Source organism: Pseudomonas fluorescens (genome assembly GCF_900215245.1).
GTDB lineage: Bacteria > Pseudomonadota > Gammaproteobacteria > Pseudomonadales > Pseudomonadaceae > Aquipseudomonas > Aquipseudomonas fluorescens.
The window spans coordinates 2766039-2790155 of record NZ_LT907842.1 but is presented as its reverse complement, the minus strand read 5'-3'; the positions used below and the strand labels follow the sequence as shown (position 1 = coordinate 2790155).

Genomic DNA, 24117 nt, shown 5'->3' with positions numbered 1-24117 from the left:
GATTCTTACAGTGAAGAAAAATCGAAGGATTGATACTGATCAGGGCCAATGCCGGCAAAGCTCAACATTGCCGGCAATTGCTGGGCGAACCCTTGGTAACCATGGTCGCCACCGGCCTGGATGCGCAAGGCACAGGCTCGGTAATACTGTTGGGCGAGGCGATAGTCCAGTGTTTCATCGCCGGTCTGCAACCACACCTGATAACGCGCGGCATCCTGGGGCGCCGGGACTTCCAGCTCGGCCAGTGCCGTGACGTGATCGTGGGTCAATTCCCAGGTTTCATCGGTGTAGAGGTTCTTCTGGGTGCCCAGGTAACCGTCGAACATCCGATGAGGGCTGACCGCCGGGTTGACCAGCAGCGCCTTAAGGCCATGGCGTTCGGCAAGATGGGTTGCATAGTAGCCGCCGAGTGAGCTGCCGACCAGCAGCGGCCGACCCAGCTGTGCAATGGCCTCCTCCAACTGAGCAATCGCCTGGCGGGGGTGGTGATGCAGGGCCGGCACGCGCAATTGGTCGGCCAGGCCGAGGCTGTCCATCACCGTCTTCAGTTGGCTGGCCTTGTTGGACGCAGGCGCGCTGTTGAAACCGTGGATATACAAGATCGAAGCGGACATGCCGGGCTCTCCGTGCTTCAGCCAAAGAGGCGCAGTTTACAGGGATCGAGGGGGTGTGTGAGTACCCTGTTGTCCAGCCAGCAAAGAACCCACATTTGGCTCAGTGTTTGCAGCCGTTAATAGCCGTTGCTGCCGTAATCGACGGTAAATTCGAACCCTTTTACCCGCTCCACGCCCGTCTCCAACCGTCCGTCGGCATGCAATCGCAGCCAGCGGTAACCCGGCGCCTGTTCGCTGACCTGGAAGTCTTCACTGCCCGGCGTGAACTGGATGCAGGTGGACGGCGACGCCAGCAGGCGCACGCCGTTGCGCTCGCGGTCGATTTCCTGGTGCACATGCCCCCAAAGCACCGCCTTGACCTGCGGAAAACGGTCGAGTACGGCAAACAGAGCGTCGGGGTTGCGCAGGCCGATGGGCTCCATCCAGGCACAGCCGATGGGCACCGGATGATGGTGAAAGCACACCAGGTGGTGCCGACTCGGCGCCTCGCTCAAGGCTTGGGCCAGCAATTGCAGTTGCTGGTCTTGCAGGTAGCCGGGCACCGAACCGGGAACTGCCGAATCCAGCAGGGTGACGCGCCAGTTGCCGATGTCGAGCACCGGCTCCAGCAGATCACTGTGCACGGCGGCGTGCGCCATGACCTGCGGCTCGTCGTGGTTGCCGGGAATCCAGCGCGCTGGCGCAGCAATCGGCCGGGTCAGGTCACGAAATTGTTGATAGGACTCAAGCGTGCCGTCCTGGGACAAATCCCCGGTTGCCAGCACCAAATCGATCTGCGGCTGCTGCTCGCGCACCAACTCGATCACCCGCCGCAGGCTCTCGCAGGTGTTCATGCCGAGCAGCGTGCCCTCGGCCTCGGCAAACAGGTGGCTGTCGGACAACTGCACCAGCAACAGCGGCGCATCAGGGTTCAAGGCGGATACGCTTGGCAAGGCGCTCTCCCAAGGCAATCACAGGAAATGGACATTTGGCGCGATTATGCTGGGGCAGGACACAAAGAGGAAAGCGGAGTAAGCAGACGCAGTTCACATCTACCGCACGACTTCGAACTCATGGCCCAGGGCCAGGCAGTGACTCAACCATTCACCGAGGAACACATTGAGCTGTGCTTTCTCATCGGGCTGGTGCATGAACACATTCGGGTAAGGATAGATGCTGCGAAAGCGCCGCGCATGTTCGGCGCTGATCACTTCGGCCATGCGCGCATCGTGATACACCTGGACTTCCAGCTGCGGCACCGGCAGCCACGGCAGGCTGTGTTCCTGGCGCACGCGCAGGGTGGTGGTGTACGGGCAGTTGACGATGACCTCAAGGGTCAGCACGCCGAGCATCTGGTCGCCATGGGTCACGGCAATGCGCCGCGCTTCGGGCGCGTGGCGCATGTCGGGAAGCAGGCGCATCAACCGCGCATAGTTGGCCTCGCAGGCGGCTTGCAACCCGATCAGGTCGACTCGATAACGTTCCCGTGCCTTTACTGCCATAACCCCCTCACTTCCGCGCGATTAAGCGCAAGCCATTGCAGGGCGATAATGCTGGCTGCGTTGGAAATTTTGCCGTCACGCACCGCTTGCAGGGCATCTTCGAATGCCCAGGTGGTGACGCGGATATCTTCTGCCTCTTCTTCCAGTCCATGGACGCCACCCGCCCCGGCGCTGTCGCAACGGCCCAGGTACAAATGGACGAATTCAGTGCTGCCACCGGGCGACGGGAAATATTTGGTGATCGGCCACAGCGCGGAGAATGTCAGCCCAGCTTCCTCCTCGGCTTCGCGGTGTGCAACCTCCTCCGGCTCTTCATCCTTGTCGATCAGGCCGGCGACCATTTCCACCAGCCACGGGTTATCGGTACGGCCCATGGCGCCTACACGAAACTGCTCGATCAGCACCACTTGATCGCGCTGCGGATCGTAAGGCAACACGCACACCGCGTCATGCCGAACGAGGACTTCACGATTGATCAACCGGCTCATGCCGCCATCGAATTTTTCGTGGCGCAACTGCATGCGATCAAGCTTGTAGAAGCCCTGGTAAGCATTGTCATGCTGAACAATCTCGATCTTGTTCGGCGTCGACTTGGCAATGTCCGTCATGTCTGTCCTCGATGTACCCGTGCAATTCGCGCCATCCTAACGCGCTCCTGCCCGTTGGTGCAGCCCCTTTCCAGTTGCCGGGATAGACGGCGGACGTCAAACTCACTCTAATCAGCTTAGTGGCGAACTGACTGCTCTGTCGGCAGTCCAAGCGCTACTCTTTTCGCTTCCCATCGATTTCCGAAGGACACACATGTCGCTTTTAAAAGTCGCCTCCGTGGCCTGTATTGCCTTGACCCTCGGTGCTTGCCAGAGCCTGTTCCAGCCCAGCTACCTGAAGCCCCTGGATACCAAGCCAGACGCCTCGGAGCAAATCAAACCCGGCTGCAACAGCCCTGATTGCCCGCTGGTGAACATCGATACCGTGCACTTCCCCTCCGAGCCGCAACTCGACACACTGGTGGAGCAGCGCCTGCTGCAAATGACCCGCACCACCCCCGGCGCCAGCGTGCCGCCGACGCTGAATGCCTACCGCGACAAGTTCCTGCGCGAATCGCCCGACCGCAACAGCATGTACTTGCAGGCCAAGGTACGTGAGCAGCATGACGGGCTTGTGATCATCGAAGTGTCCAGTTACCTCGACACCGGCGCTGCCCATGGCGAGCCTGGCCGTGGGTTCATCAACTATTCGCGCCTGCTGCACAAAGAGCTGAGCCTGACCGACATGCTGTTGCCAGGCCAGGAGCAAGCGTTCTGGAATACCGCGAAAGTCGCCCACAACAGCTGGCTGATCAACTCGCAGATGGACCGTGACCCGGAGTTCGTGAAGAACTGGCCGTTCCAGAAAACCCCGAACGTGGCCTTGACCAGCAATGGCGTGGTGCTCAAGTACAACGTGGCGACGATTGCGCCTTACGCATTGGGGCTGATCGAAATGACCATCCCCTATGCGCGCCTCACCGGCGTACTCAAGCCCGAATTGGCGCCCGCACGCCACTGAAGGCCCGGCCCAGGATGAACTGCAGCAAGCCTGCCAGCACCAGTGCCGGCAGGGTTGCGCCGATATCCGGGTAGAGATTGGCCAGCAGATGATACGTGCCAATGCCGCCCAACCAGGCGACCAGCGCAGGCCAGCGCAGGTTGCCAACCGCTCCCTGGCCACGGCGGCGCAGGATAAAGTGATCCACCAGCACCACGCCGAACAAAGGCGCAAACACCGAGCCGATCAGCAGCAGGAAGTTCTGATACTGCGCCAACGGTGCGAAGCAGGCGATCAAGGTGCATATCACGCCGATAGCCAACGCCAGATGCTCGACTTTCCAACGCAACAGAATCCCGCTGGACACCGCCGCCGAGTGAATATCGGCAAAGGCGTTTTCCGACTCGTCCAACAGGATCAGCAACAGCGGAATGCCCAAGCCCGCGCCGGCCAGGGCCAGCAACAGCGCATTCACCTCACCACTTGGCGCAAACGCCAGGGTGTAGGCCACGCCCAGGCTCATCAGCCAGAAATTGCCGATAAAGAACCCCAGCGCGGTACCGCCGAAGACAGCGTTGGCGCGCTTGCCGAAACGTGAGTAATCGGCGATCAGCGGCAGCCATGACAGCGGCATGGCGATGGCGATATCAAACCCTACCGCGAACGGCAGCGAACCGTCACCGGGCTTGGCCCAGAGTGCGGCGAGGTCGGCCTTGGCGAACAGGTTCCAGGTCAGCCACAGGCACGCGGCGAGCAGCAGCCAGATCCCCCATTTGCGCAGGATTTGCCGTACGAACGTCAGCGGGCCGCTGACCGCCAGCAAGGTCGCCAGGCCACCGAAAAACAGCGTCCACAGCAACGGGCTCGCCAGCAGGCTGCCCTCGCTGAACGCGCGCGTACCCAACAGACTGGCGGCATCGCGCATCACGATGATTTCAAACGCGCCCCAGCCGATCAGTTGCAGCAGGTTCAGCAACGCCGGCAGGCTCGCGCCCCTGGCGCCGAGGCTGAGTTTAAGCGCGGCCATGGCCGACAGCCCGGTGTCGCTGCCAATCACGCCGACAGCGGCCAGCAACAGCACACCGACAAGGGTGCCGAGGAAAATCGCCAGCAACGAGCCGGACAAGCCCAGCCCCGGCGCGAGCAAGGCACCGGTTTGCAGGACCATCAGGCCGATGCCGAGGGAGAACCACAGGGAGAACAGGTCGCGGGCGCCGAAGACGCGTTTGTCAGCGGGCACCGCGATGTCCGGGGAATAGGTGCTGGGTTGAATGCTCAAGGGTGTTATCTCTGAGGGACACTTTGTTGTTTGTCAGATTGCCTTCGCGAGCAAGCCCGCTCCCACATTTAGAATGCATTTCAAATGTGGGAGCGGGCTTGCTCGCGAAGAGGCCGGTACAGGCGCCTACAATCCCGAATCAGACCTTTTTGTAAAGCTGGCTCCCTTCCTGCTTGAACCGCTCCGCCTGCTCGGCCAAGCCCTTGGCCACATCCACATCCACCGCTTCAATGCGTTGGTTGGCGGCGTACTCGCGTACTTCCTGGGTAATTTTCATCGAGCAGAATTTCGGCCCGCACATCGAGCAGAAATGCGCGACCTTGGCCGAGTCCTTCGGCAGGGTTTCATCGTGATAGGAACGTGCGGTGTCCGGGTCCAGGCCGAGGTTGAACTGGTCTTCCCAACGGAACTCGAAGCGCGCTTTACTCAAGGCGTTGTCACGAATCTGCGCGCCCGGATGGCCCTTGGCCAAGTCCGCTGCGTGGGCGGCGATCTTGTAGGTGATGATGCCGGTCTTCACGTCATCCTTGTTCGGCAAGCCCAGGTGTTCCTTGGGCGTGACGTAGCAGAGCATGGCGCAACCAAACCAGCCGATCATCGCGGCGCCAATGCCCGAGGTGATGTGGTCGTAGCCTGGTGCAATGTCAGTGGTCAGCGGGCCGAGGGTGTAGAACGGCGCCTCGTCGCAGCACTCCAACTGCTTGTCCATGTTCTCTTTGATCAACTGCATCGGCACGTGGCCCGGGCCTTCGATCATGGTTTGCACGTCGTGCTTCCAGGCGATTTTGGTCAGCTCGCCAAGGGTTTCCAGCTCGCCGAATTGCGCAGCGTCGTTGGCGTCGGCAATCGACCCCGGGCGCAGGCCGTCGCCAAGGGAGAAGCTGACGTCATAGGCCTTCATGATTTCGCAGATTTCGTCGAAATGCGTGTAGGTGAAGTTCTCTTTGTGGTGCGCCAGGCACCACTTGGCCATGATCGAGCCGCCACGGGACACGATGCCGGTGACGCGTTTAGCGGTCAGCGGCACGTAACGCAGCAATACACCGGCGTGGATGGTGAAGTAGTCGACACCCTGCTCGGCCTGTTCGATCAACGTGTCGCGGAACAGCTCCCAGGTCAGGTCTTCAGCGGCGCCGCCGACTTTTTCCAAGGCCTGGTAGATCGGCACCGTACCGATCGGCACCGGCGAGTTGCGAATGATCCACTCGCGGGTTTCGTGGATGTGCTTGCCAGTGGACAAGTCCATCACGGTGTCCGAACCCCAGCGGATGCCCCAGGTCAGTTTCGCCACTTCTTCTTCAATGGACGACCCCAGGGCGCTGTTGCCGATGTTGCCGTTGATCTTCACCAGGAAGTTACGGCCGATGATCATTGGTTCCAGTTCGGTGTGGTTGATGTTGGCCGGGATGATCGCGCGGCCACGGGCGATTTCTTCGCGCACAAATTCGGGGGTGATGATCTTCGGCACGCTGGCGCCGAAACTGTGGCCGGCGTGTTGCTGGTCAAGCAGGCCGCTGGCGCGGGCCTCTTCAAGCTTCATGTTTTCGCGGATGGCAACGTATTCCATCTCGGCGGTGATGATGCCTTTGCGCGCGTAGTGCATTTGCGTGACGTTGGCGCCAGCCTTGGCGCGGCGCGGGTTTTTCACGTGGGCGAAACGCAGCGCGGTCAGCTCGGCATCGCTGAGGCGCTGTTGGCCGAAATGCGAGCTCAGGCCGCTCAGGCGCTCGGTGTCGCCACGCGCTTCGATCCACGGCGAGCGTACATCGCCCAGGCCTTTGCGCACGTCGATGATGACGTTGGGGTCGGTGTACGGGCCGGAGGTGTCGTACACCACCACGGGCGCGTTGATCTCACCGCCGAAATCGGTGGGCGTCACGTCCAGGCTGATTTCACGCATCGGCACACGAATGTCCGGGCGAGTGCCTTGCACGTAGATTTTTTGCGAGCGGGTAAACGGCTGCACGGAGCCGGAGTCGACTTTGGCCGATTCACTCAGGTGCACGGTATTTTTTAATTTTGTAGTCATCACGGGCTCTCCAACTATCCAGGCGGTGGATTTTTGTCGGAGCGAACCTGTGACGGATGGACGCACTGAAACCAGTGCTGTGCAAGGCACGAGGGCTGTTCGATTGTCGAACAACATCCCGGACGAAGCACAAGAGGACTCGCCGGGTGACGAGAAATCTTGTTCCCTACGCAGGCGCTAACCTGATCAGGTTCAACGGGATCCGGTATTTACCGATCTCAGCCTTCCAACAAGGCACCCCGACAAGAACGCGGCCAGTCTAGACCAAGGCGTGGGCAAATTGCCAATAGCGGTGCATTCAGCGTGATGAATGGCGTGATTGCGGGATTGTTGCGCCGGGTCAGCAACACTACACTCGGGGGCCGCCACAATGCTTGACGCCAGGAATGGCCAGCCTTAGCCTTGGGCGCTAAATTATCGCCGTAATATTCACACTAGGGATCGCCTCATGCTGCGCAAACTTTCACTGGCTCTTGCCGTGTCTTGTGCGACCAATGGAATGGTCTGGGCAGCTGAAGCGCCCTTGTCCGCCAAAACCGATTTGGTCAGCGTCTACCAGGAAGCGGTGAACAACAACGCCGACCTGGCCGCCGCCCGCGCTCAATATGGCGCACAAAAAGAAGTGGTGCCCCAAGCCCGCGCCGGCTTGCTGCCCAACCTCTCGGCCGGCGCCGACAGCAATAACGTGCGCACCCAGATCGACCAGCCGGCAGCCACCGTCAACCGTGACGCGCATTCCTGGCGTGCAACCCTGAGCCAGCCGCTGTTCCGCGCCGATCGCTGGTTCCAGCTGCAAGCCGCCGAAGCCGTCAACGAACAAGCCTCGCTGCAGCTTTCGGCCACCGAGCAGAACCTGATCCTGCAAAGCGCCGAAAGCTACTTCGCCGTGCTGCGCGCCCAGGACAACCTGGCCTCGACCAAGGCTGAAGAAAGCGCCTTCAAACGCCAGCTCGACCAGTCCAACGAGCGCTTTGATGTGGGCCTGTCGGACAAGACCGACGTGCTGCAATCCCAGGCCAGTTACGACACCGCCCGCGCCAACCGCATCGTCGCCCAGCGTCAGGTGGACGACGCCTTCGAAGCGTTGATCACCCTGACCAACCGCCAGTACAACGCGATCCAGGGCGTCGTGCACACCCTGCCGGTGCTGCCTCCGGCGCCGAACGACGCCAAGGCCTGGGTTGAAACCGCCGGCCGCCAGAACCTCAACCTGCTGGCCAGCAACTACGCGGTGACCGCCGCCGAAGAAACCCTGAGACAGCGCAAGGCCGGCCACTTGCCGACCCTCGACGCCGTGGCGCAATACGAAAAGGGTGACAACGACGCGCTGGGTTTCAGCAACCCGAACCAACTGCCAGTGCCCTACGGCGGCGATGTGTCCCAGCGCACCATCGGCTTGCGCCTGAACATCCCGATCTACAGCGGCGGCCTCACCAGTTCCCAAGTGCGCGAATCCTATTCGCGCCTCGATCAAACCGAACAGCAACGCGAAGGCCTGCGTCGCCAGGTGGTGGAAAACACCCGCAATCTGCACCGCGCGGTGAATACCGATGTGGAACAGGTGCAGGCGCGTCGCCAGTCGATTATCTCTAACCAGAGCGCGGTGGAAGCCACCGAAATCGGCTATCAGGTGGGCACGCGCAACATCGTCGATGTGCTGGATTCACAGCGCCAGCTCTACGCGTCGGTGCGCAACTACAACAACAGCCGCTACGACTACATCCTCGACAACCTGCGCTTGAAGCAGGCTGCGGGCACGCTCAGCCCAGGTGATTTGCAGGACCTGACGCGTTACCTCAAGGCTGACTACAACCCGGACAAGGACTTCCTGCCGCCGGACCTGGCCAAAGCCGCCGCCGAGCAGCTCAAGGCCCGTCCAGGCTACTAAGCACAGCACAAACCAATGTGGGAGCGGGCTGGCCCGCGATGCAGGCACCGCGGTGTATCAGTGACACCCGGGTGATGCAATCGCAGGCAAGCCAGCTCCCACATTTCTCAGTGATTGAGCAGTTTGTCCAACCCATCCAGCAAGCGCTTCAACGCGCCCTGATTGGCCTGCATCACCTTCAATCCCGCTTGTGCCATCTTGCGCGCGTCCTGCGGCAGCTCGAACAGTTGCCGCACCGCCTCGGCCAATCCCTCTGCGTCATCCACCTCTCGCAGCGCCCCGGCATCGCGCATCATCGCGCTGATTTCGAGAAAGTTGAACAGGTGCGGCCCCATGATGACGGGCTTGCCCAACGCAGCCGGCTCCAGCGGATTATGCCCACCGGTCGGCACCAGGCTGCCGCCGACAAACGCGCTGTCGGCCAGGGCATAGAGAAACAGCAGCTCGCCCATGGTGTCGCCAAGCAGCACCGAGGTGTCTGCGCTAACAGGTTCACCGCTGGAACGGCGCACGGTGGCAAACCCTTGCTGCCCGCACAACTCGAACATCGGCCCGAAACGCTCCTGATGCCGCGGTACCAGAATCAGCAGCGCGTCGGGGTAGCTTTCGCGCAGTTGGCGATGGGCCGCCAGTACCACGTCGTCCTCGCCTTCATGGGTGCTGGCGGCGATCCACACCGGGCGCTCGCTGGCGCCCCATTGCTCGCGCAAGGCCGCAGCGCGCAGCGGCAGCTCGGGGTCGATGGTCAGGTCGAACTTGATCGAGCCGGTGACTTCAACCGTGTCCGGGCGGGCCCCCAGGCTCAGGAAACGCTGGGCTTCGGTGTGGGTCTGCACCGCGAACAGGCGCATTTCAGACAGCATCGGCGCGGTCAGCCTGGCGAAACGCGCATAGCCCTTGGCCGAACGCGCTGACAGTCGCGCATTCGCCAGCGCCACCGGAATACCGCGTTGCGCACAGGCGTGGATGTGGTTGGGCCACAACTCGGTTTCCATGATCACTGCCAATTTGGGCTGCACACGATCAAGAAAACGCTTGGCCGCGCAGGGCAAGTCATACGGCAAATAGCAGTGCTGAATGCGCGGCTCATTAGCGAACAGCGCCTGGATGCGCTCGGAGCCGGTAGGCGTCATGCAGGTCACCGTGATCGGCAGCGTGGGATGGCGCGCCATCAGCCCACGGATCATCGGCGCGGCGGCAATGCTTTCGCCTACCGACACCGCATGCACCCAGATGCCGCCCGGCTGCATGACCGGCAGCCCATACGAAAAACGCTCGCCGACGCGCTTGGCATAGGCCGGCGCCTTGCGCGCGCGCAGCCATAGACGTAAAGCCACCAACGGCAGCGCCAGGTAAAACAGACAGCTGTAGAGAGTTCTATTCATGGCGGCGGAGTTTATCGGCTTTTTCAGTCAATCGCCCGCAAGCACTCGGCAAATCGTTCAGTCAGGAAGCGTGCTGCAGGGCCGAGGTGCTCGTCGCGACGCCAGACCAGTTCCACCACCAGCGCGGGCGGCGTCCATTCGCTGTTCAATTCCACCATCTGTTGCTGATAGGTCGGGTACTGCACAATATGCCGCGGCAACCAGGCCCAGCCCAGGCCACTCATCAGCCATTCGGCCAACACGTAGAAACTGTCGGCGCGCCACACCAGCGGGCTGGCGGCGTCGCTGCCGGGGTAAACACTGGTCTGGGTCGACATCAGCAACTGGCGGTACTGCGCCAGACGCTGACAGTCCACGTACGCCTCCTTGGCCAGCGGGTGGTTGACGCCGCACACCGTGACCATTTCCACACTGCCCACCACCCGACGCTCAAGCGCCTCGGGGATCAGGTCGTGATAGAACAACAGGCCGAGGTCGGCTTTACGCTCCACCAGCTTGCGCGCCACATCGCCTTGCGCGGCGCTGGACAGCTGCACTTCCAGGAGCGGGTACTGCACGGCAAGCGCCTCAAGGCTATCGAGTACCGGCTGGAACAACATGGCTTCATCCTGGGCCAGACGCAGGCAGGCTTCCTCACCGCGCGTCAGTGACAGCGCGCGGCCATTAAGCCGTTCACACTGGCGCAACACCTCGCGCGCTTCCTCCAGCAAGACGCTGCCGGCTTCGGTCAGGCGCGGCTGACGGCCACTGCTACGCTCAAACAGGCTGAGCCCCAGATCAGCCTCCAACCAGGCAATTGCGTTGCTCACCGCTGACTGCGCCTTGCGCTCGCCGCGCGCTACAGCGGAAAACGAGCGCTGCTCGGCGACGCTCACAAACAAGCGCATCTGCTCCAGGTTCCACTGCACGCTCATGGCTAACCCATCTTTAATTCGGATAGGTAATGACTTTATCTCATCTCGTGAAGCGTTAGAATGCCCACCTAATCAAGCCTGCAACACACCGAGGACTACCCCATGAATGCTGCCTACCTTTATCTGGCCATTGCCATTTGCTCGGAAGTGGTCGCAACCGTTTCCATGAAAGCCGTCAAGGGCTGGAGTACGCCTCTGCCGCTGGCACTGGTCATCATCGGCTACAGCATTGCGTTCTGGATGCTGACCCTGGTGGTGCGTACCGTGCCGGTGGGCGTGGCGTACGCGGTGTGGGCCGGCATGGGGATTGTGATGGTCAGTATCGCGGCACTGTTTATCTATGGGCAAAAGCTTGATGTCCCGGCGATGCTCGGGATGGGCCTGATTGTACTGGGGGTGGTGGTCATTCAACTGTTCTCGAAAACCGCCGGGCACTGACCGCCACTCAACAGCCTGTATACTGCGCCTCTTGTCTTGAACACTGAGGTCGCCGATGCCATCCGTTATTTCCACCGACGTTCTGATTGTCGGCGCCGGAGTTGCCGGCCTCTGGCTTAACGCGCGCCTGCGCCGCCAGGGGTTTTCCACGGTACTGGTGGAAAGCGCCACACTGGGTGGCGGGCAAAGCGTGAAGTCCCAGGGGATTATCCACGGCGGCGCTAAATACGCCCTGCACGGCGCCCTCACCGGCGCATCCGAGGCAATTGCCGACATGCCGCGCCGCTGGCGCGAAGCCTTGGCCGGTGACGGCGAGCTGGACTTGTCCGGCGTGCGCTTGCTGTCCGAAGCCCATTACCTGTGGTCCCCGGGCACGCTCGCCGGCAACCTCACCAGCTTCTTCGCCAGCAAGGCGGTGCGCGGCCGTGTCGATCAGGTCAAGGGCGACGACTTGCCCCCGGCCCTGCAAGACCGACGCTTCAAGGGCAAGGTCTATCGCCTGGCGGAGCTGGTGGTGGACGTACCCAGCCTGATCGAACGCCTGGCCCAACTGGCGGGTGATGGCTTGCTCGCCGGGCAGCACATCGAACCGCTGTTGGACGGCGACACGCTCGTGGGCTTGAAAGTCGACGGCCGCGAGATCCGCGCCCAGCGCATCGTGCTGAGTGCCGGGGGAGGCACTGCTGATCTGCTGGCCGCTTTGGGCCTCAGCCAACCCGCCATGCAAAAGCGCCCGCTGCATATGATTATCGCCAAAGGCCCAGGCCTGAAACCGCTGTATGCGCACTGCCTGGGCGGCGGCACCAAGCCGCGCATCACCGTCACCACTCACCCGGCGGCCGACGGCAATTGGGTGTGGTACATGGGCGGCGATATCGCCGAGGCGGATGGCGTCGCGCGCACACCTGAAGAACAGATCGCTACCGCGCAAAAAGAGCTCGGGCAATTACTGCCGTGGATCGACATGAGCCAGACCCAGTGGGCCACGCTGCGGGTTGATCGCGCCGAGCCACTGCAATCGGGCCTGACCCGCCCCGACAACGCCTTCCTCGCCGAACAAGGCCGCCTGCTGGTGGGCTGGCCGACCAAGCTGGCGCTGGCGCCGGACTTCGCTGATCGCGTGCTCAACGCCCTGGAGCGCGACGGCATCCGCCCAAGCGCCAGCGAAACCCTGCCCGACCTGCCCAAGCCAGCCCTCGGCCAACCTGCCTGGGAGCACCTGTTGCCATGAGCCTGCCAACCCTGCACGACCTGCATCGCCCACTGGGCAGCACCGGCATTCTGGTCTCGCCACTGGGCCTGGGCACCGTCAAGCTGGGCCGCGACCAAGGGGTGAAATACCCTAACGGCTTCCAGATCCCCAATGACGACGAAGCGCGGATGTTATTGCGCCAAGCCCAACAACTGGGCATCAACCTGATCGACACCGCCCCGGCCTATGGCCGCAGCGAAGAACGCCTGGGGCCGCTGTTACGCGACCAGCGCAAGGACTGGGTGATTGTCAGCAAGGTCGGCGAAGAGTTTGCCGATGGCGTTTCCCATCATGACTTCAGTGCCGCCCATACCCGCCTGTCGATTGAGCGCAGTTTGAAGCGACTTGAAACGGATTTTATCGACCTGGTGCTGGTGCATTCCGATGGTAATGACCTGCACATCCTCAATGATTGCGAGGTGTACCAGACCCTGGCGGAACTGAAAAAAGAGGGCAAGATTCGTGGCTTCGGCTTTTCCGGCAAAACCGTCGAAGGTGGTGTGAAGGCTCTGGAACAGGGTGATTGCGCGATGGTCACCTACAATCTGAACGAACAGGCCGAGAAAACCGTCATTGAATATGCAGCAGCCCATGGCAAAGGCATTCTGGTGAAAAAGGCCCTGGCCAGCGGCCACGTGTGCCTGGAGCCTGGAATGGATCCAATTCGCGCGAGTTTCATGCTGTTGTTTGCGCAAACGGGCGTCGCCAGTGCTATTGTCGGGACCATTAATCCGCTGCACCTGGCCCATAACGTGGCGACCGCTGCCCAAGTCATTCGTCAACTCTGATGCCGCCGACGCGGCCGACCCCGTCGCAAAAAGGAGCCGACATGCCGCGTACGCTCATTAGAAAAAACCCGAGTAACTTTAAAACACTGCCGCTGCACGTCGAAGCTACCCCCGAAGGCCTGAGCTACCAGAGCGTGGGCATGCCGCTCAACTTTGCCCAGACCCTGCAACGGCGCAAGCCGGTGGCGGTGGCTGACCCCGAGCGTTTCGCCCTCGAGCTGGCGAACCTCGGCGTGTCGGTGCGACTGACCCTGCACTGGCAGAACAAGGATTACTGGGTACTGGTGCGCCAACGCCGCCAGGACCGTGGCGATGTGGTGCTCAAACTGATCTCCGGCTACGTCCCCGCCCACGAACTGAACCTGCCGCTGCACACCGCCATCCAGGAAATCGCCGAAGAGTGCCTGCTGGAAACCCCCGAAGGCTGGCTCGGCGGGCGCTTCAATGACACCTGGCTGCCGGCCCCCTACTCCGCCGCCTTGCATTACCGTGAAGCCTTGCCGTTTCGCTTGAGCCCACTGTCAGGTGCCGCGCGCCCGGTGCGTTGCGCCACCACGCAATTGATCGAACGCCCGCGGGCTTACGTGCACCTGCCCACGGCGTCACTGCAATTGATTTATGACTTGCGTCTGGAAGTGCCGAAGGAAGCCAAGTCCCTAAGCTTGTTCCATGTGGATGAACGACTTGAAGGTGACCAGTTGGTCGCGCGCCTGGACCGCCAGCGGCCCGACCTGTACCTGATGCCCTTGAAAGATGGCCAGCCGCTTGCCGAGCTGTACACGGTCAAGAAGGACCAGCTTTACCCGGCCAGTACGCGCGGCGTGTACCTGGCGGAAAGTTTCGCCCAGCAGGAAGGCTGGTTGGTGCGCGACGAGCGCATTCGCTGGAAGGATTGGGTCAGGCAACAAGGGCTGGCACAGCCTGAGAAAGAGTCAAAGCTCAAGCGCTTGACCGGCAAGGCACGGCAGATGCTGCGCAAGATCGTGCCGAAGAAAAAAGCCAGCCGCTGAACTCAAAAACCAAGCAGATCAATGTGGGAGCGGGCTTGCTCGCGAACGCGGTGCATCAGTTACACATGTACTGACTGACACGCCGCATTCGCGAGCACGCCCGCTCCCACCGTTGATGGTGCTCAGCTGTTAAGTAGCCGCTCCAGGCCGACCTTCAACGGGGTTGGCTCAGGCAGCGTGAAACTGGCCAGCAACCGCTGATTGTTGGCTCGCGAATGCCGAATATCCCCCGAACGCGCCGGCCCGTAGGTGATTACCGGCAACTGCCCCACCACCTCTTCCAGCGCCTCCAACACCTGCGTGAGCGTGGTGGTGCGGTTCCAGCCGACGTTGATCGCACCCAACGGTGCCTCAGGCGCTTCGATGGCTTGCACCAACACATCCACCAGGTCTTCGACGTACATGAAGTCGCGGGTTTGCTCGCCATCGCCAAACACGCTGATCGGCACACCCTGTTGCACGCGCTCGCTGAAGATACTGATCACGCCCGAGTACGGCGATGACGGGTCCTGGCGTGGCCCGAAAATATTGAAGAAGCGGAAAATTACCGGTTCCAGGCCATGCTGGCGACGGTAGAAATCGAAGTAATGCTCACCGGCCAACTTGTCCGACGCGTAAGGCGTCAGCGGGGCCTTGGTGGTCTCTTCGTCAATCGAAGCGCCCTCGCCATTGTTGCCATACACCGCAGCGCTGGAAGCAAATACCACACGCTTCACACCGGCCTTGCGCATGGCTTCGCAGACATTCAAGGTGCCGACAAAATTGCTCTGGTGCGTGCTGACCGGGTCATCCACCGAGGCTTGCACCGAAGCCACCGCTGCCAAATGCACCACCGCCGTGGCGCCGATGGCGGCTTGCGCCACCAGGTCGGCGTTGGCGACATCACCTTCAATCAGCTGTACGCGTGGGTTATCCAACGGCACATTGCTGCGTTTGCCAGTGGACAGGTCATCCAGCACCCTTACGGCATAGCCCTTTGCAAGCAATGCATCGACCAGGTGCGAGCCGATGAAACCGGCACCACCGGTGATAAGGACCCACTTGTCTGCGTTACTCATTGTTGCGGATCTTCTCGACAATGGCCGTGGTCGAGCTGTTTTCAACCAGCCCGAGCACTTTGACCGTACCGCCGTAAGCGCTGACGATGTCGGCGCCCACGACTTGATCAACAGAGTAGTCGCCGCCCTTGACCAGTACGTCTGGCTTGACTTGGGCCAACAGGTTTTCCGGGGTGCCTTCAGAGAAGCTGATCACCCAGTCCACCGCGCCCAAACCCGCCAATACGGCCATGCGTCGGTCGACGCTGTTGATCGGACGGCCCGGGCCTTTCAAGCGGCTGACCGAGGCGTCGTCATTGACCGCGACGATCAGACGATCGCCTTGAGCGCGCGCCTGTTCCAGGTAAGTCACGTGACCGGCATGCAGGATGTCGAAGCAACCGTTAGTGAACACAATGCTTTCGTTGTGGGCACGGGCATCATCAATCGCCAGCAGCAATTGTTCCAGGCTCAGCACGCCACGCTCCGAGCCTTCGGAACGCTGGATCGCCCGGCGCAATTCAGGCGCACTGATGGCCGCGGTGCCCAGTTTGCCGACCACAATGCCCGCCGCCAGATTGGCCAAGGCCACGGCGTGGGGCAATTCTTCACCGGCCGCAATGGACGCCGCCAGGGTGGAAATCACCGTATCACCGGCACCGGTGACATCAAACACTTCACGGGCGCGCGCCGGCAAGTGCATCGCCGGGTGGCCCGGGCGCAGCAGGGTCATGCCGTGCTCGCCACGGGTAACCAGCAAGGCCCCCAGGTCGAGGTCAGCCATCAACGCGGCGCCCTTGGTCACCAATTCGTGCTCATCGGCGCAACCGCCGACAATGGCTTCGAACTCACTGAGGTTTGGCGTGATCAGGCTGGCGCCCCGATAAATCGAGAAGTCCTTGCCCTTCGGATCGGCCAGCACCGCAATGTTGCGGGCCTTGGCGGCCTGGATCAGTTCCTGATGGTTCTTCAGGGCGCCTTTGCCGTAGTCGGACAGGACCAGCACCTTGATGCCTTCGAGCAACGCGTCAACCTGACCGCTCAGGGCCAGGGCGTCGGTGGCGAAGGGTTCTTCGAAATCGATACGCAGCAATTGCTGGTGACGGCTCATGACCCGCAGCTTGACGATGGTCGGCTGATGGGCAATGCGCTGGAACAGCGCGCGCACGCCAGCACCGCGCAGGCTGTTGGCCAGGCTGTCGGCGGCTTCGTCGTCGCCGGTCACACCGACCAGGGAGGCCGGGGCGCCGAGCGCGGCAATATTGAGGGCAACGTTGGCAGCGCCACCTGGACGGTCTTCGATTTGCTCGACCTTAACTACCGGTACCGGTGCCTCAGGGGAAATCCGTGAGGTACCGCCATGCCAGTAACGGTCGAGCATGACATCGCCGACCACCAAGACAGGGGCTTGATCGAATCGCGGCATGGACAACTTCATGGAGCAACCCACATACAAAATGAACAGGGGCGCGATATTAGCACAGGGTTATGGAAGGCTTGTGGAGGGTGTGCACAGAAGATAGTGCGAGGGGCCTGCCATTGAATCCACCGAGGAACACATGTGGGAGCGGGCTTGCCCGCGATGGCGGTGAATCAGTCGAAACATTCGGTGACTGACACTGCGCTATCGCGGGCAAGCCCGCTCCCACAAGGTTTCAGGTGATATCGGCCGACACTGGGGCATCCAGGCCCATGGCATGCAGGCGGGCGTAGTAGCCGTTCTGTGCCAGCAGCTCGGCGTGGGTACCGCGCTCGACAATCCGGCCGTCGTCCATCACCAGGATCAGGTCGGCCTTCTCGATAGTGGACAAGCGGTGCGCAATCACCAGGGTCGTGCGGCCCTGCATGACCTTGTCCAGAGCCGCCTGAATGTGCCGCTCGGATTCGGTGTCGAGGGCCGAGGTGGCCTCGTCGAGAATCAGCAACGGCGCGTTCTTCAGCAAGGCTCGGGCGATAGCCAGGCGCTGGCGTTGGCCGCCGGACAACAGCACGCCGTTTTCACCCACCTGGGTATCGAAGCCTTTGGGCAACTGGTCGATGAAGTCCTTGGCATAGGCATCCGCCGCTGCCGCTTCAACGTCCGCCCGTGGCGCACCGGCCAGGTCGCCATAGGCGATGTTGTTGGTCACGGTGTCGCTGAACAGGGTGACATGCTGGGTCACCTGGGCAATGTGCTTGCGCAGGTTGAGCAGTTTGTAGTCCTCGATCTCTACACCGTCGAGCAGGATTTCGCCGCTTTCATGGTGGTAGAACCGCGGGATCAGGCTGGCCAGGGTCGACTTGCCGCTGCCGGAGCGGCCCACCAGGGCGATCATCTGTCCAGGTTCGGCGGTAAAGCTGATGTCCTTGAGCACATGGCGTTCGGTGCCAGGGTAGGTGAAGTTCAGTTGACGCACTTCCAGGCGGCCGCTGACCTTGTCGCGTTCGATGGTGCCGCGGTCGACTTCCTTCTCTTCGTCCAACTGTTCGAAAATGCTTTCAGCACCGGCCACGCCTTTCTGAATGGTCGAGCTGACTTCCGAGAGTTGACGGATAGGCTTGGGCAACAGGCCGGCCAAGGTGATGTAGGCCACCATGTCACCAGCGGACGCGTCGCCGCGAAGGTAAAGCACCAGGAACATCAGCACGGCCATGGCGGTGTAGATCACCAGTTGCAGCAACGGGGTGTAGATCGCCCCGGTGCGAGTCATGCGCAACTGCTTGTCGGTGTTGCCCTGGCTGGCCTTGAAAAAGCGCTTCTCTTCGTAGACTTCACCCCCGAAGCTGCGCACCACGCGATAGCCCTGGATGGTTTCGGAAGCCACGTGGGTCACGTCGCCCATGGCCACCTGGATCTTCTTGCTCTGCTTGCGGAATTTCTTGCTGGCCGTGCTGACCATCACCGCAATCAGCGGCAGGATGGCGATCATCACCAGCGTCAGGCGCCAGTTCATGAACAGCAGCGAGGCAAACAGGAAGATCACTGTCATGCCTTCGCGAATCACCACCTTGATGGCATCGGTCGCCGCACCCGTGACCATGGTCACGTTAAAGGTGATGCGGGAAATCAGATGCCCGGAGTTGTGGTTGTCGAAGTAACGGTTGGGCAGCGTCAGCAGGTTATTGAATAACTGCACGCGCAGGTCGTGGACCAGGCCCAGGGAGACCTTGGCCAGCAGGTAGTTGCCCAGGAACGAACCCAGGCCCTGCCAGGCCGCGATCAGAATGATCAACAAAGGCACGGCTTGCAGCAATTGCAGGTCGCGCAGGAACGGTACGTTGGGGAACAGCACCGCTTCCGGGTTGGATAGGCCGTCGACGAAGTACTTGAGGATGTACCCCAGCATGGGCTGGGTCGACGCGAAAATCAGAAATCCAACGATACTCAGCGCGAACAAGCCGGCATAGGGCTTAACGTACATGAGCAGGCGGAAGTATATTTTCAAGCTCGAAGGGCTTGCGCTCGGACTGGAGTCGGTCATATCACGCGGCGTTTTGAAAAAGGAGGCTGACTTTAGCACAGCTTCTCTGTTGTACTTGCACCCGGTATAACCCACGGCCCGGTTGGATCCAACCGACGACATTATATAGCGACTACTTTAAGATGGTCGGCTTTCTCAATTCTGGAATGGCTTTTCTGTATGCACTCCAAGCGCCTTGCCTACGGCTCAAATCGCGTTTTCGACTTCCTGGTCCTGTGGATTTTGCCCATTGGCTTGTTGTTGCTCCTGAGTTCGCTGTTCTACGTCACCAATCGCAATGTCATGCACCGGTTCTACTACGGTTTTTTCAGTGTGCCGACCTTGTTCCTGCTGTGCATGCGCCCGCGGGAAATCAAGGAGCTGTTGCGTGAACCCCTGATCATCGCGTTCCTGGCGTTTTGCGCCTGGGCAATCACCACCGTGCTGTGGAGCCCGGCGCCTAGCGGCGACTCCAACCTGTTCAAGGTGCCGCTGCAAACCTTCATGCTGTTTGCCGGTTGTGGGTTGCTGCTGCATTACCGCAAAGACCTGTTCAAGCCGATATTTTTCAGCGCCGCCGTGATTGCGCTGGTGGTGTGCCTGTGCAACCTGGTGGCGTTCGCCAAAGGCTTCGAACCTGGCCTGAGCATGCGCATGATCGGCGGCCGTGGCGCCCTCGACAACCCACTGCTCAGCTCCCACCTCTTCGGCTTTTTCTGCGTCTACTGGCTCTATATCTGCATTACCACCCAGCGCCTGCGTGTGCTGTTTTTCAGTGCGCCTGCCCTGGCGATCATGGCGCTCGCGATCCTGGCGACCGGCTCCCGCACGCCGCTGGTTGCACTGACGCTGGCCGCCGTGTGGATCGCCTTTGTCAGCCGCAATCGCCGTTCAGCCCTGATGATTGCGACCCTGGTGCTGGGGGCGGCGGCACTTCTGCTGCTTTACCCGGAGGCCATTACCGAGCGAGGCAGTTCGTATCGCTTCGAGTTGTGGAGCATGACGCTGCAGCGTATCGCCGAACACCCCTTCATCGGACACAGCTACGACTCCGAATTGTCGCTGATCGTGGGCGGTGTCGAGCTGATGGAACCCCACAGCTTTGCGCTCGGCGTGCTCTATTACGTGGGCATAATCGGCTTTATCCCGTGGATCTTCATGCTGGGCTGGGGCCTCTATAAAGGCTTCAAAGAGCGTGCACAGCCGCTGTTCCTGCTGGCTTCCGCCCTGCTGGCCTACGGCATCGGCGCCGGCCTGACTGAAGGCGGCGGCATTCTGTCGCGGCCCAAGGAGCACTGGTTCCTGCTGTGGATCCCTCTGGCCCTGATCGCGGGCCTGAGCATTGCCAAACGTCGTGGCAGCCTGCTGCGCATGCCGGTGCAAACACCCGAGCAGCAGGCGTTTGAAGCCCTGCGCAGCGGCGCGGACGTTATCGAGGAAGATGGTCTCGGGCCGAAAGTCCTGCGCCTGCAGGATGGCAGCTTCCTCAAGCTGTTCAGGGCCCGCCGCTGGTACACCTCGGGCATGTTCAATCCCTATTCGGAACGCTTTGTCAGCAACAGTGAACAACTGCGACGGCTAGGCATTGCATCACCGACCATCCTTGACCTGTATTGCCTGCAGGATGGCAGCAGCGCCGTGCACTACCGGCCACTGCCCGGCCTGACGCTGCGTCAGGCCCTGCAAAGCCTGGACAGCAGCCTGCGCGAATCGCTGATTGAACGGTTTGGCCGGTTCATGGCTCAGTTGCACGAGCGCGGTGTGTACTTCCGTTCCCTGCATTTGGGCAATGTGCTGCTCTTGGAAGACGGGGAGTTCGGCCTGATTGACGTGGCAGACATGCGCATCTTTCCGTCAGCGCTGCGCAACACTCTGCGCCAGCGCAACTTGAAGCATATGCAACGCTATTCGCAGGACCGCAACTGGTTGTTCGAAACCCACTTCGAACAGTTGATCAACGGGTATGCATCCGTCGCATCGCCGCACGCCACGCTGAAAATCCGCGAGCAGGTCCTCACACTCGCTCGCCCTGCCGCCTGAAGGCAAGCCCGGTGAGCCCCTGAAACGGGGCGCACGCGGTATCAGTCTTTTTCCAGCGGGGAAAAGTACAGCCGGCCAAGGCCGCGCCAGGTTTTCTTGTTCCAGGCCCGAAACGGGATCTGCGCCAGCAGCTCTCGCGCCAACGCACGATTGCGGTTGGACGTCTTGAGGAACATGGAGCTCAGGAACTTGTAACGCACCTCGTCATATTGCGGGTGGTCACTGAACAGCGCGTAGGAACGCAGGATGTTGTCGATCATGAATCGATGATTCTTGTACGAATTGGTAGCGTGCTTGCGGTAGCGCGCCATCACCACGTTCAAACCGTCGATGAAGTACCCGGCGCGGGTAATCTTCAGCTCGATCAACAAGTCTTCCAGGCGAATCTGCGGGTCGAACCCACCGACCTTTTCCAGCGCCTCGCGCCGAATCATCAGCGTGGGCGCCGGCGGGTAGGGTTTACGCTCCAGGAACATATCGTCGAAGTCCAGGCGCCGAAAAGGCACATCCCGGCGTTGGCGCTTCTCGGGAAACAGCTCGCCGTTGGAGTCGATCAGCTCGATATTACCCGCACAGATCCCCACCTCAGGCTTGCCGTCCATATACGCCACCTGGGTCGCGATGCGCTCCGGCAACATGATGTCGTCGGAACCGAACGGCACAATCAGCGGGCCTTGAGAGCGGGCAATCGCGCCATTGAGCGTATTGGTCAGCCCTTGATTCTGCTGGACACGAAAGTCGAAGGTATGGTGTTCCTGCAGTCGACGAATGCGCTCGACACTGTCATCTGTCGAACCATCGTCAATCACCAGCAGCTCAATGTTGGGGTACGTCTGGTTCAGGACACTGAGGATGCTTTCCTCAATGTAAGGCGCGTGGTTGTAAGACGCGATGATCACCGTGACCAAGGGCTGACTCTGGTTCATACATGGTTCCTGCGTGCTTGAGCCAATCCTGAATCAATCAGTTCCAGGTATTCCTGGCGGAACACCTCAATGTCGTGTTGTGCCTGAAGGTACTGATAAGCCTGTTCGCCTTTCTGCGCGAGTTCTTCATCGGACAGCGCCAGGTAGGTGTCCAGCGCCTGGGTCAGCTCGGGCACGTTGGCCGGCTCCACCGCCAGGCCGCCCGCGCCTTGAATCAGCGGCAGCATGGCCGGTACGCTTGAGGCGATCACCGGCAGCCGACCGCTCATGCCTTCCAGCAGTGCCAGGCCCAAACCTTCTGCCAGCGACGGCATCGCCCAGATATCAAAGGCGCGCACGTATTGCAGGGCATTTTCCTTGAAGCCCAGCAAATGCACCCGCCCCGCCAGGCCGAGGCTGTTGATTTGCGCGGCCAGGTTGGACTCTTCGCGCCCGGCGCCAATGATGGCGAGCTGCGCCGAGGGGTAGCGGTCTTTAAGCGCCGCAAATGCCTGCAACAAATAGGTGTGGCCCTTCACCGGCACCAGGCGCCCCAAGGCGCCGACCAACCGCACAGAAGGGTCGATGCCCAGCAACTCGCGCGCACGCTCACGGGAATGCTGCAAGCCTTCCGCCTGCTCGATGTCGATGGCATTGGTAATGGCGTAGGTATTGCGGTCGGTAAACCCGCACTGGCAGTCCAGCAGGTACTGCTTGACCGCTGGCGACACGCCGACAAAACGCCAATGCTCGTCGATCCAGCGCTGGGCCTGCTTGCGTCGATAAAGGCGGTCATACTCGCCAAAGCCGTGGGAGATGCCGATGCACAGCGGGATCTTCAACCAGCGGTTCAACTGCAACATCATGTTGACCGGCTTGAAGCGGTTGCACACCACGACGTCGAATTTTTCCTTGCGGCAAAACTGATACAGCCGCCACATGGCGCGCAGCCTCAAGCCCTTGAGCGACTTGTCGGAAAACTCGAAGTAGACGGACGTGGCCGCGCGGCTGACCGGGTCTGCAGGCCCTGGCCGGCCCCGCAAAAAAGCGGCGGTGACTTCATAGCGGTCCGCAGGCAATGCCTTGACGATCTGTTCGGCCAGGTCGGCAAAATCATGGGATTTAACATTGTAGTCAGGCTGCAATTGCAGGACCTTGAAAGGCCGACTCATAACTCTCCTCGATGGAAACCTGTGGCATCAACAACCCAGGATTTTTCAGCGGCCAGCGTCGCGATGTACTCGGCGTCTGGCGCCGGCAGCAAAGACCACTGATTGCGTTTCCAGCAGACAAAATGGAAATACGGAAACTCGCGGTCGCCATCCCTGTCGTTGGTCAGGCGACCATTATTCCAGAACCATTGATGCGGAAAGCGATCAGTGCCGTCGTGCCATTTGATCGCACCACCCGGCGTACTGAACGCCTCGGTGAATTCACTGCGCCGACGCCACGGGTTGAGCTTGCCTACCAGCTCGAACAGTGGCTTCGGGAAATTCTTGCGCCACAGGAAGATCCTGCTGAACGCGCCTTCATCCAGGGCATGATGCTCCTGATCAGTGAAGCGCGCTTCCCAATCCTTGATCTGCATGAACACTTGGCGCTTTTTGGCGGTATTGCGCATCAGGCACAAATGGCCGGCCACCCGCCGCTCATGGGTCGAGAACAGGTCATAGCCGGCCAACCGATCGGCAGTGAAGTATTCGCGCAGGTTGCCATAGATCAGGTCCAGGTCGCCAAACGCCCAGAAATCGTAGCCTTTGAGGCGGTCAGCATGAATGTGCCCCAGCGCTGGCTTGATATCACACAGCTTATACGGCGCTTGAGGCGCAAAGTTGATGTACAACCGCTGTGACACCAACGCGCAGTAATCGGCAAAGCTAATGCTTTCAATCCGGACGTTGTCCGGCACGTTGGCCGGTATCGGACAGTCGCTGAACAACAACCAGTCGATATCCGCGTTGCGTCTGCAGCTTTCGAGAAAAAACGGCATCCAGAATGGCCAGTGACCAAAGTACGGGATAAGAAAAAGGATGCGGGGGCATGGATTAATCACTGGGGACTCACTGTCATTTTTTTTACTGGGACGTGCT

21 protein-coding genes and 1 riboswitch are annotated in these 24117 nt (G+C 60.9%); of the genes, 7 read left to right on the top strand and 14 right to left on the bottom strand.

The window, feature by feature from the left end; translation table 11 throughout:
• Positions 1 to 5: 5 nt before the first annotated feature.
• From CPH89_RS12865 to CPH89_RS12850, 4 genes are all read right to left on the bottom strand, one after another.
• A complete protein-coding gene (locus CPH89_RS12865) occupies positions 6 to 614 on the bottom strand; it encodes a YqiA/YcfP family alpha/beta fold hydrolase (RefSeq protein WP_053254030.1) in 609 nt (202 codons plus the stop codon).
• A 116-nt stretch (positions 615 to 730) separates the two neighbouring features.
• On the bottom strand, positions 731 to 1546 hold the full coding sequence (gene cpdA / locus CPH89_RS12860; RefSeq protein ID WP_053254029.1) for a 3',5'-cyclic-AMP phosphodiesterase: 816 nt from the start codon (positions 1544 to 1546) through the stop codon (positions 731 to 733).
• Between the two features lie 99 nt (positions 1547 to 1645).
• Positions 1646 to 2095 carry a DUF1249 domain-containing protein gene (locus CPH89_RS12855; protein ID WP_017138485.1) on the bottom strand — a complete coding sequence of 150 codons (450 nt, stop codon included), beginning with the start codon at positions 2093 to 2095 and terminating at the stop codon, positions 1646 to 1648.
• Positions 2086 to 2703 carry an NUDIX domain-containing protein gene (locus tag CPH89_RS12850; protein WP_053254028.1) on the bottom strand — a complete coding sequence of 206 codons (618 nt, stop codon included), beginning with the start codon at positions 2701 to 2703 and terminating at the stop codon, positions 2086 to 2088. Before CPH89_RS12850 ends, CPH89_RS12855 begins: the two co-directional genes overlap by 10 nt.
• 193 nt (positions 2704 to 2896) lie before the next feature.
• Between CPH89_RS12850 and CPH89_RS12845 the strand changes: the two genes are divergently transcribed.
• Positions 2897 to 3643: an RsiV family protein gene (locus tag CPH89_RS12845; protein WP_053254027.1), complete on the top strand. Its 747-nt coding sequence runs from the start codon at positions 2897 to 2899 to the stop codon at positions 3641 to 3643.
• On the opposite strand, the gene cytX is transcribed toward CPH89_RS12845, so the two are convergent.
• Together cytX and thiC are read right to left on the bottom strand one after the other, a co-directional pair.
• Positions 3612 to 4901: a putative hydroxymethylpyrimidine transporter CytX gene (gene cytX / locus CPH89_RS12840; RefSeq protein ID WP_053254026.1), complete on the bottom strand. Its 1290-nt coding sequence runs from the start codon at positions 4899 to 4901 to the stop codon at positions 3612 to 3614. The two genes, CPH89_RS12845 and cytX, sit on opposite strands and share 32 nt — an antisense overlap.
• A 139-nt stretch (positions 4902 to 5040) precedes the next feature.
• Positions 5041 to 6930 carry a phosphomethylpyrimidine synthase ThiC gene (gene thiC, locus CPH89_RS12835; RefSeq protein WP_053254025.1) on the bottom strand — a complete coding sequence of 630 codons (1890 nt, stop codon included), beginning with the start codon at positions 6928 to 6930 and terminating at the stop codon, positions 5041 to 5043.
• 146 nt (positions 6931 to 7076) lie between these two features.
• Positions 7077 to 7182, bottom strand: a riboswitch (TPP riboswitch).
• A gap of 196 nt (positions 7183 to 7378) precedes the next feature.
• Between thiC and CPH89_RS12830 the strand changes: the two genes are divergently transcribed.
• Positions 7379 to 8818: a TolC family outer membrane protein gene (locus CPH89_RS12830; protein ID WP_053254024.1), complete on the top strand. Its 1440-nt coding sequence runs from the start codon at positions 7379 to 7381 to the stop codon at positions 8816 to 8818.
• A gap of 107 nt (positions 8819 to 8925) precedes the next feature.
• Here CPH89_RS12830 and waaA read toward each other — a convergent pair whose 3' ends face one another.
• Positions 8926 to 10203 (bottom strand): lipid IV(A) 3-deoxy-D-manno-octulosonic acid transferase, encoded by a 1278-nt coding sequence (gene waaA, locus CPH89_RS12825; protein ID WP_053254023.1) that lies wholly within the window; start codon positions 10201 to 10203, stop codon positions 8926 to 8928.
• A gap of 23 nt (positions 10204 to 10226) precedes the next feature.
• Complete coding sequence (locus CPH89_RS12820; RefSeq protein WP_053254022.1) at positions 10227 to 11117, bottom strand: LysR family transcriptional regulator; 891 nt, start codon at positions 11115 to 11117, stop codon at positions 10227 to 10229.
• 102 nt (positions 11118 to 11219) lie between these two features.
• Here CPH89_RS12820 and CPH89_RS12815 point away from each other — a divergent pair, with 102 nt between their 5' ends.
• Genes CPH89_RS12815 through CPH89_RS12800 form a run of 4 tightly spaced genes read left to right on the top strand, consistent with a single transcriptional unit; the run spans position 11220 to position 14605 of the window.
• A complete protein-coding gene (locus CPH89_RS12815; protein WP_053254021.1) occupies positions 11220 to 11555 on the top strand; it encodes a DMT family transporter in 336 nt (111 codons plus the stop codon).
• A 55-nt stretch (positions 11556 to 11610) separates the two neighbouring features.
• Entirely contained in the window at positions 11611 to 12786 is a 1176-nt protein-coding gene (locus CPH89_RS12810) for an NAD(P)/FAD-dependent oxidoreductase (protein ID WP_053254020.1), read from the top strand.
• Positions 12783 to 13595 (top strand): aldo/keto reductase, encoded by an 813-nt coding sequence (locus CPH89_RS12805; protein WP_053254019.1) that lies wholly within the window; start codon positions 12783 to 12785, stop codon positions 13593 to 13595. The genes CPH89_RS12810 and CPH89_RS12805 overlap by 4 nt, the downstream gene beginning before the upstream one ends.
• 41 nt (positions 13596 to 13636) lie before the next feature.
• A complete protein-coding gene (locus CPH89_RS12800; protein ID WP_053254018.1) occupies positions 13637 to 14605 on the top strand; it encodes a hypothetical protein in 969 nt (322 codons plus the stop codon).
• 122 nt (positions 14606 to 14727) lie between these two features.
• On the opposite strand, the gene CPH89_RS12795 is transcribed toward CPH89_RS12800, so the two are convergent.
• The 3 genes from CPH89_RS12795 to msbA all read right to left on the bottom strand — a co-directional run bounded on the left by CPH89_RS12795 (position 14728) and on the right by msbA (position 19103).
• Positions 14728 to 15663 carry an NAD-dependent epimerase/dehydratase family protein gene (locus CPH89_RS12795; protein ID WP_053254017.1) on the bottom strand — a complete coding sequence of 312 codons (936 nt, stop codon included), beginning with the start codon at positions 15661 to 15663 and terminating at the stop codon, positions 14728 to 14730.
• Positions 15656 to 17080 carry a bifunctional D-glycero-beta-D-manno-heptose-7-phosphate kinase/D-glycero-beta-D-manno-heptose 1-phosphate adenylyltransferase HldE gene (gene hldE / locus CPH89_RS12790; RefSeq protein ID WP_053254016.1) on the bottom strand — a complete coding sequence of 475 codons (1425 nt, stop codon included), beginning with the start codon at positions 17078 to 17080 and terminating at the stop codon, positions 15656 to 15658. The genes CPH89_RS12795 and hldE overlap by 8 nt, the downstream gene beginning before the upstream one ends.
• Before the next feature lie 217 nt (positions 17081 to 17297).
• Positions 17298 to 19103: a lipid A export permease/ATP-binding protein MsbA gene (gene msbA / locus CPH89_RS12785; RefSeq protein ID WP_053254015.1), complete on the bottom strand. Its 1806-nt coding sequence runs from the start codon at positions 19101 to 19103 to the stop codon at positions 17298 to 17300.
• 159 nt (positions 19104 to 19262) lie between these two features.
• On the opposite strand from msbA, the gene CPH89_RS12780 reads away from it, so the two are divergent.
• The gene (locus CPH89_RS12780; protein ID WP_053254014.1) at positions 19263 to 21122 is read left to right on the top strand and encodes an O-antigen ligase family protein; all 1860 of its coding nucleotides are present in this window, start codon (positions 19263 to 19265) and stop codon (positions 21120 to 21122) included.
• A 41-nt stretch (positions 21123 to 21163) separates the two neighbouring features.
• On the opposite strand, the gene CPH89_RS12775 is transcribed toward CPH89_RS12780, so the two are convergent.
• Genes CPH89_RS12775 through CPH89_RS12765 form a run of 3 tightly spaced genes read right to left on the bottom strand, consistent with a single transcriptional unit; the run spans position 21164 to position 24080 of the window.
• Positions 21164 to 22048, bottom strand: coding sequence for a glycosyltransferase (locus CPH89_RS12775; RefSeq protein ID WP_053254013.1), 885 nt, complete (start codon positions 22046 to 22048; stop codon positions 21164 to 21166).
• Positions 22045 to 23199, bottom strand: coding sequence for a glycosyltransferase family 4 protein (locus CPH89_RS12770; protein ID WP_053254012.1), 1155 nt, complete (start codon positions 23197 to 23199; stop codon positions 22045 to 22047). The genes CPH89_RS12775 and CPH89_RS12770 overlap by 4 nt, the downstream gene beginning before the upstream one ends.
• Entirely contained in the window at positions 23196 to 24080 is an 885-nt protein-coding gene (locus tag CPH89_RS12765) for a DUF6625 family protein (RefSeq protein ID WP_053254011.1), read from the bottom strand. The genes CPH89_RS12770 and CPH89_RS12765 overlap by 4 nt, the downstream gene beginning before the upstream one ends.
• Between the last annotated feature and the right edge of the window lie 37 nt (positions 24081 to 24117).